8 protein-coding genes and 1 pseudogene are annotated in these 6,946 nt (G+C 68.9%); 3 read left to right on the top strand and 6 right to left on the bottom strand.

What is annotated here, in order from left to right:
* Positions 1–62: 62 nt before the first annotated feature.
* Both MELE44368_RS06430 and MELE44368_RS06425 read right to left on the bottom strand, forming a co-directional pair.
* Positions 63–380, bottom strand: coding sequence for a hypothetical protein (locus MELE44368_RS06430; protein ID WP_128107739.1), 318 nt, complete (start codon positions 378–380; stop codon positions 63–65).
* A 202-nt stretch (positions 381–582) separates the two neighbouring features.
* Positions 583–1,392, bottom strand: coding sequence for a hypothetical protein (locus MELE44368_RS06425; RefSeq protein WP_128107738.1), 810 nt, complete (start codon positions 1,390–1,392; stop codon positions 583–585).
* Between the two features lie 80 nt (positions 1,393–1,472).
* Here MELE44368_RS06425 and MELE44368_RS06420 point away from each other — a divergent pair, with 80 nt between their 5' ends.
* Together MELE44368_RS06420 and MELE44368_RS06415 are read left to right on the top strand one after the other, a co-directional pair.
* Entirely contained in the window at positions 1,473–2,795 is a 1,323-nt protein-coding gene (locus tag MELE44368_RS06420; protein WP_128107737.1) for an NAD(P)/FAD-dependent oxidoreductase, read from the top strand.
* A 33-nt stretch (positions 2,796–2,828) separates the two neighbouring features.
* Entirely contained in the window at positions 2,829–3,020 is a 192-nt protein-coding gene (locus tag MELE44368_RS06415; RefSeq protein WP_128107736.1) for a hypothetical protein, read from the top strand.
* A gap of 7 nt (positions 3,021–3,027) precedes the next feature.
* Here the strand turns inward: MELE44368_RS06415 and MELE44368_RS06410 are convergent, their stop codons facing one another.
* A complete protein-coding gene (locus MELE44368_RS06410; RefSeq protein ID WP_128107735.1) occupies positions 3,028–3,561 on the bottom strand; it encodes a nitroreductase/quinone reductase family protein in 534 nt (177 codons plus the stop codon).
* Between the two features lie 152 nt (positions 3,562–3,713).
* On the opposite strand from MELE44368_RS06410, the gene MELE44368_RS06405 reads away from it, so the two are divergent.
* The gene (locus MELE44368_RS06405; protein WP_128107734.1) at positions 3,714–4,205 is read left to right on the top strand and encodes an NUDIX hydrolase; all 492 of its coding nucleotides are present in this window, start codon (positions 3,714–3,716) and stop codon (positions 4,203–4,205) included.
* Between the two features lie 22 nt (positions 4,206–4,227).
* Here the strand turns inward: MELE44368_RS06405 and MELE44368_RS06400 are convergent.
* The 3 genes and pseudogenes from MELE44368_RS06400 to MELE44368_RS06390 form a co-directional block, all read right to left on the bottom strand.
* A pseudogene (locus tag MELE44368_RS06400) lies at positions 4,228–4,629 on the bottom strand (nuclear transport factor 2 family protein); the annotation flags it as partial.
* A complete protein-coding gene (locus MELE44368_RS06395) occupies positions 4,626–5,501 on the bottom strand; it encodes an LLM class F420-dependent oxidoreductase (RefSeq protein WP_128107733.1) in 876 nt (291 codons plus the stop codon). The gene MELE44368_RS06395 and the pseudogene MELE44368_RS06400, both read right to left, overlap by 4 nt.
* A complete protein-coding gene (locus MELE44368_RS06390) occupies positions 5,498–6,925 on the bottom strand; it encodes a serine/threonine-protein kinase (protein WP_128107732.1) in 1,428 nt (475 codons plus the stop codon). Before MELE44368_RS06390 ends, MELE44368_RS06395 begins: the two co-directional genes overlap by 4 nt.
* Positions 6,926–6,946 lie beyond the last annotated feature (21 nt).

Below are 6,946 nucleotides of genomic sequence, written 5' to 3'. Positions count from 1 at the left end.
CCTCACCTACTTCCTCACGCCACGCCGTTCACAACCTGCCTGGTCATTACAACTAGCTCAAGTCACCTGACATCGACGTAGACGGTCTTGTCCTGCACGGTGGTGAAGTTCTTGCTGCTACCGATGATCGGCGTGCCCGCGTCAATGCGCTGGAACGTCGTGCCCGGGCGGATAGAGAGCACCTGGGCCTGATCCAGTGGCGCGTTACCGAAGCGGTTGACGATCACGGTGTGGCCCTCCGACTGCAGGCGCGCGATCGTGTCCTGGGCGTTGGTGTCACCGGTGGGGGCGGCGGCGACCGGCGCGGCCAACCCGATGACTGCGGCAGCCAGCCCGGCTACGGCGGCGCTGCCTACGGTCGCTAATCCGAAACTCTTCATCTTCGTGCCCTTCCTTTGCAGTTGTGGAGCCGTCGAGCGAAAATCACGCGATACGAAGCGGCGTTGCGGCTTTCGGTGTGTTCGCGCCGGCTCATCTGGGTAAACCAGCAGGTGAGCGGTTTAATTCCGGTGGCAGTAAATGGTTGATCGCTGGCAGGAACTTGCCCATCGAATGATGGCGCGCGTCACATTGAGCAAACGCCTAGAGCAAGCAACCCAGAGTGGAGAGGTTCAGCGGCCGGCCCACGACCTTCAGCGCGCCGATGATGTCCTCGAGCCGCCTGGGCGGCACGTCCATCCTCCACTCTGGAAGGATTCCAGACAGGCGGACGACGTCGGGAGCAAACGCGATGCCGGTCAGCCGCAGACCGTTCGGCAGCTCGGGCAGGTGCAACGGATAGCGCGGCGTGCGCGCCGGCAGCCCCACCCGTGACCGGCCGACGACGAGGTTGCGCGGTTTGAGCCAGACCGTCGAGCAGTCCAGGCGGGCGTCGACCTCGAGATGGCCCCCCGACGGCCGTCGCGCCAGCCGCAACCGGGCGACTCCGTCGGCGCCGAACGTGGCGCACCACCGTGGTGCGGCCTTCTGCAGCACGCCGTCGACGACGGCCGAGGGCACCTCGAGGGTCAGTTCCACCGGCGCGGCCACCAGCACCGGCGGAGCGGTCGGCCGTACGTGCACGTTGTGCAGCACCGCGGTCGCGTGGTCGAATTCGCCGGAATTCCACCGGATGTCGCGCGCCGCCAAGCGGACGTCGTCGAGCTGGCCGACCGAGAGCGTGCGCGGGTCCAGGCGGGAGTCGAACTCCGTGACGGTGAGCGTCACGACGCCGTCGTCGAGGCGCACGGTCAGCCGGCGTCCGACCGCGAGCCGGCGCAGCGTCGTGAACAACGACCGGTAGGCCACCGTCGCACCGCTGACCGGCGCCACGGTCGCGGCCGACCACAACGACGTCAGCATGTCGATCGGCCGGAACGGGTCGAACCGGCGCAGTGGCCGCGGGCGGGTCATGTCCCCAGCATCGACCATGGCCGTCGCGGATGTGAAGGCTTGGCGGCGCCCACCGCACATCGACCGTAGAGTGGGGTCCAATGACCTCCGTGGTGATCGTCGGCAGTGGGTTCACCGGTTTCGAGTGCGCGCGCAGCCTCGCCAGGAGATTGCGCAAGAGCGCAGCCGACGGGGCGGCCTACGTCGACATCTCGATCGTCTCGCCGGTCGACTACATGCTCTACACGCCGCTGCTCCCTGATGTGGCGGGCGGCCTGGTGGACGCCCGCTTCGTGGCCATCCCACTGGCCAACTCGCTGCGCGGTGTCCAGATCGTCCGCGGCAGGGCGGAGGAGGTCGACTTCGGCGAACGCACCGTCACGTTCACAGATCCCGAGGAGCGCTCGCGCAGCCTGCCGTGGGATCGGCTGGTGTTGACGCCCGGCTCGGTGACCCGGCTGTTCGACGTGCCGGGGCTGGCCGAACACGCTCGCGGGCTCAAGTCCACGGCCGAGGCACTGTACCTGCGGGACCACGTGATCCAACAGCTCGAGCTCGCCGACGTCGACGACGATCCCGGCCGGGCCGAGGCCAGGCGCACGATCGTCGTCGTCGGCGCGTCGTACTCCGGCACCGAACTCGCCGCACAACTGAGGGCGCTGGCCGATTCGGCGGCCAAGCAGATCGGCTTCGACCCCGCCGCCGTGAAGTTCGTGCTGCTGGATCTGGCCGAGCAGGTGATGCCCGAGGTGGGGGAGAAGCTCGGGGAAGCAGCCATGAAAGTGCTGCGGTCGCGGGGCATCGACGTCCGGTTGGGTGTCACACTCAAGGAAGTGCACGCCGAACACGTTGTGCTCAGCGATGATTCGCTGATCCGCACCTATACGGTGGCATGGGTGACCGGTGTCACCGGCGCGCCGCTGATCGAGAAGCTGGGCCTGCCCACCGAGAAAGGGCGGTTGAAGGTCACCACGGAGTTGCAGGTGCCCGGCCATCCCGACGTGTTCGCCGCCGGTGACGCCGCTGCCGTGCCCGACGTGACCCAGCCCGGCAAGATCACCCCGCCGACGGCTCAGCACGCCACCCGGCAGGGAAAGCTGTTGGGCCGCAACGTGGCCGCGAGCCTGGGCTACGGCAAGCCGAAAAAGTACAAGCATCGAAACATGGGCTTGGTCGTCGACCTCGGACCCAAGTACGCCGTCGCCAATCCGCTCAACGTGCGGCTGTCAGGGTTTCCCGCCAAGACCGTGGCGCGGATCTATCACCTCTACGCCATTCCGCGGGGCGTGAACCGGTGGGCGGTGGCGCTGGCGTACCTCACCGATATGCTCTTCGACCGCTCGGTGGTGTCGATCGGGTTGTCCACGCAGGAGGACGCGCATTTCTCCGCCAGCGAAGGCATCCCGTTGCCGAAGGCGCACTGATTGGACCGCCGCCGAAGCGGGAACGCTACCAGCATGGCTACCTATCGCGTGTTGAACCCTGAAGGTGATGTCGTCGACACCAAGGACATCGAGAGCGCCGACGAGGCGCACGCCTGGTTCGTCGACCAGAAGGCCAACCCGGAGCTGGGCTGGCGCATGGAGGTCAAGGCCGACGACGGCCACTGGGCCTTCTTCGACAGCAGCGAGGGGGACCGCAAGTACTGAGCGGTCCCTAGGTTTCGGGGGCCAGCCGCATCACCGGGATGGTGCGCACGCCGCGGGTTTGGGTCGCGTACGACTTGAAGTTCGACGCGTATCCCTCAGCGAGCGCGAACAGCCGGTCGTGGTCGGCGCCCTCGGTGGGCCGGGCCACGAACCGGCCGCCTCGGTCGGGGCGGCCGTCGGCGAACAGTTCGCAGTGCGGGTTCTTGAGCAGGTTGTGATACCACGCCGGGTGCTTTGCCTGCCCGTAGTTGGAGGCGATGAGGATGACGTCGTCGCCGTCGGTGAAATAGCCCAGCGGAACATCGCGCGGCTGTCCGGACCGCGCCCCGGTCGTGCGCAGCACCACGAGCGGAAGGATGCCCTTTGCGAAGTTCAGCCGACCGCCGCTGAGGCGCATCAGCGGACCGTCGAGCGGCGCGATGAGCCGACGGTGCGCCGTGGAGCCGAGCTTCGTCTCGAGGGCTCGGCCCGCAGCGCGGCGCATGATGCCCGGGCGGCTCGTCGGATCCACCCGCGGGATACCGTTCAACAGGTCGGCCATGATCCGCAGATGCTACGCCGGATGGGTCGGTCGTCGGGCCGAACGGCGAAGGTCGTGAGCGTGCGAAAACTCGCGCTTTCGCTAGGCGTGTCGGCTTCTGGGCCCACCGCGAAGCGAGGGGAGCACGCACGCTCGCCGGTAAAGGGGAAGAGATGCCGAAACTCAGCGCCGGGCTGCTGCTCTACCGCGTGGTCGACGGCGACGTGGAAGTGCTCATCGGCCATCCCGGCGGGCCGTTCTGGGCCCGCAGGGACGACGGCGCGTGGTCGATTCCCAAGGGGGAGTACACCGAAGGGGAGGACCCGTGGACGGTCGCGCAACGCGAGTTCGTCGAGGAAGTCGGCAAGCCGCCACCTGAGGGCCCGCGCATCGAGCTCGCGCCGGTCAAACAGCCCAGCGGCAAGGTGATCACCGCGTTCGCCATCCGCGGCGATCTCGACATCACGGGCGCCGTGTCGAACACGTTCGAGATGGAGTGGCCGAAGGGGTCCGGCAGGATCAGGGAGTTCCCCGAGATCGACCGGGTCGGTTGGTTTTCCGTGGAACAGGCTCGGTCGAAGCTGCTGAAGGGTCAGCGCCCGCTGCTCGATCAGCTGCTCGCGGCGCTCGAAGCCGGCGAACCGGGCGGGTCTCGATCGCGTTGATGGTCAGGGCGCGGCCGTGGAAGCGCCAGCCGGCCGGTGTCCGCATGTACTCGTCGTCGTAACGCAGATGCCAGACCAGGTCGGTGATGCGGCCGTCGGCCGCCGTCCAGTGGTGAGCGATGCAGGTGATCCGGCCCAGGGCGTAGCCGCGCTCGTCACCGGCGGCGTACACCTCGCTGACGATCGCGTGTTCGGTGCGGGCGACCTTGGCCGGATCAGCCAGCGCCGCCAGCGCCGAGCGCACGCCGTCGCGGCCGTGCATGCGGCGCACCGGCTCCAGCGACCGCGGCGGGTCGGGTAGGCGCAATTCGGCGGTCTCGGTGAACAACTCGACCACGTCGTCGAACCGGCGGTCGTCGACGGCCGAGGCGTACAGGTGCACCAGGTCGGCAAGGGCGAGCCGGTCGGCGATCTCGAGGGTCACGGCGCGAGCCCCAGCCGCTGCGCGCACGCCGACAACACGTCGCGGGCCTCCTCGATGTCGGTGACGGGCGGCATCGCAAGCACGACACGGTCGGCGCCGAGCGCGGCGAGTTTGTCCGCGCGGTCGCGGTCGATCTTCGAAACGCTGTGCCCGAGAGAGAGTTCCAGCGCATCGGGATCGCGCCCGTGCTGTTGCGCGCTGCTGCGCATGACGTCGACCAGCCTGGCCAGCTCGGCCCCGCTGACCCCGAGGGGCTGAAAGCCGTCACCGAGCCGGCCGGCCCGCCGCGCCGCCGCCGCGCTGTGGCCGCCGATCGTGATCGGCACCGGCCCAACAGGTTTCGGATAGCACATCGCGTGATCGAAGTCGAAGAACTCGCCGTGGAAGCTGACCCCTTCGGGCCGGTCCTGCCACAGCAGCCGCATCACCTGCAGCTGTTCGTCCGCGCGCCTGCCGCGGCTGGCGAAATCGGTTCCGCAGGCCTGGATCTCCTCCTTGAGCCAGCCCACACCCACGCACAGCCGCACCCGTCCGCCCGACAGCGCGTCGAGGGTGGCGACCCGCTTGGCCAGCACCACCGGGTGGTGGTTGGGCAACACCAGCACCCCGGTGGCCAGGCCCAGCCGCTGCGTGCGCGCGGCCAGAAACGCCAGCAGATCAAGGGGATCGGGGACCACGCAGTCGGCGGGCAGTTCGACGCGCCCGGACGGGTCGTAGGGATAGACGCTGACGTACTGCGTCATCAGCACGGTGTGTTCGACCACCACGAGGGACTCGAAACCGCAGGCCTCCAGGTGCTCGGCGAACGCGGACATGTAGACCGGATCCGCGGTGACCCCCGCGGCGACGGGTGCGACGACGGCGAACCTCATGGCAACGGCGGCAGCCCGTTGCTTTCGCGGATGTCCCTTCGGCACTCGCGGCGGGTCTGTCCGGTCTGCTCCATGCACACCCGCACCGGCGACTCTTCCGCGAAGGGCAGGGGCACGTCGGTGGCCGCGGTGGTGACCGTCGGGCTGGGAACCTCGCCCTCGGTCAGCGACCAGATCGACGCGCCGGTGCTCTGCAGGGTGGAGCAATACGCCGTCGAGCCGTCCTCGGTGGTGCCGGTGGCGCCGACGGGTGAGCAGTCCGCGCCGATCACGACGGTGGGCGCGGCAGCGGCGGTGGTCGTCGGCGCCGCCGTGGTGGTGGTCGTCGTGGGTGACGTCTCCGGCGGCGGCGCGGGGGGCGGCTGCGGCCGTGGCGCGGCCGTGGTGGCCGACGTCGTGGCCTGGGTCCGGTCGGCCTCGGCGAGCTCGTCCTTGGCCTGGCGGAACTCCATCACCGCGAACGCCACCGCCACCACGAGCAACACCGCAAGCACCGCGGGCACCAGGATGCCGGCCCGCAGCCACGGCCGTTTCGGCGCCCGCGCGGCCGGCGCAAGGCGGGTGGCGTCGTCGTCACCGACCCCACTCTGGAGGCGGTGGCTGAGCGCCCGCGCGAAGTCGGCGCACCGCTCGAACCGGTCGTTCGGGTTCTTGGCCAGCGCCTTGGCGAAGACGGGGTCCAGGTTGGAGAGTTCCGGGCGGTGCGCGCCGATGGCGGGCGGGGACGCCGACAGGTGTTGGCTGATGACCACCGCCGGGTTCGAGTTGTGAAACGGCGGGGAACCGGTCAGCAGCTGATAGGCGGTGGCGGCCAACGCATACTGGTCCGACCGACCGTCGAGCTGTTCACCCATCAGCTGTTCGGGAGCCGCGTAGGCCACCGTGCCGACCGTCATATTCGTGGCGGTCAGCCCGCTGGCGTCGTCCACCCAGCGGGCAATTCCGAAGTCAGCCAACATAATTCGCTCGTCACCTGACTCCGGATGGGCGAGCAGGATGTTGGCGGGCTTGACGTCGCGGTGCAGCAGGCCGCGTTGGTGGGCGTAATCGAGCGCATCGGCGACCGCGGAGACGATGGCGACGACCTGAGCGCTGGGCATCCCGTAGGTGTGCCGTTCCCGCAACAACTGCGCGGCGTCGGTGCCCTCGACGTAGTCCATCGAGATCCACAGCTGGCCCTCGAAGTCACCGCGGTCGTGCACGCCCACGATGTGCGGGTGCCACAGCGTGGCGGCGATATCGGCTTCTCGGTTGAACCGCTCGCGGTACTCCCGGTCGTTGGACACCGATGCGGGCAACACCTTGAGCGCGTCGCGGCGTGGCAGCCGGGGGTGCTGGGCGAGATACACCTCGCCCATGCCGCCGGAGCCGAGCAACCGCACGATGGTGTATCCAGCGAACGTCGCACCATCGGCCAAGGGCATGGCCGAAATATTACGAGACGC

Origin of the sequence: Mycolicibacterium elephantis DSM 44368, assembly GCF_004014805.1 — a bacterium.
GTDB classification, from domain to species: Bacteria; Actinomycetota; Actinomycetes; order Mycobacteriales; family Mycobacteriaceae; genus Mycobacterium; species Mycobacterium elephantis.
This window is presented reverse-complemented; position numbering and strand designations above follow the sequence as displayed.

What these genes read in the sequence shown, in the direction of transcription:
- MELE44368_RS06415 (WP_128107736.1), top strand. Translation starts at nt 2,829, where the DNA reads ATGGCTACCTATCGCGTGTTGAACCCTGAAGGTGATGTCGTCGACACC.
- MELE44368_RS06395 (WP_128107733.1), bottom strand. Translation starts at nt 5,501, where the DNA reads ATGAGGTTCGCCGTCGTCGCACCCGTCGCCGCGGGGGTCACCGCGGAT.
- MELE44368_RS06405 (WP_128107734.1), top strand. Translation starts at nt 3,714, where the DNA reads ATGCCGAAACTCAGCGCCGGGCTGCTGCTCTACCGCGTGGTCGACGGC.
- MELE44368_RS06430 (WP_128107739.1), bottom strand. Translation starts at nt 380, where the DNA reads ATGAAGAGTTTCGGATTAGCGACCGTAGGCAGCGCCGCCGTAGCCGGG.
- MELE44368_RS06420 (WP_128107737.1), top strand. Translation starts at nt 1,473, where the DNA reads ATGACCTCCGTGGTGATCGTCGGCAGTGGGTTCACCGGTTTCGAGTGC.
- MELE44368_RS06425 (WP_128107738.1), bottom strand. Translation starts at nt 1,392, where the DNA reads ATGACCCGCCCGCGGCCACTGCGCCGGTTCGACCCGTTCCGGCCGATC.
- MELE44368_RS06390 (WP_128107732.1), bottom strand. Translation starts at nt 6,925, where the DNA reads ATGCCCTTGGCCGATGGTGCGACGTTCGCTGGATACACCATCGTGCGG.
- MELE44368_RS06410 (WP_128107735.1), bottom strand. Translation starts at nt 3,561, where the DNA reads ATGGCCGACCTGTTGAACGGTATCCCGCGGGTGGATCCGACGAGCCGC.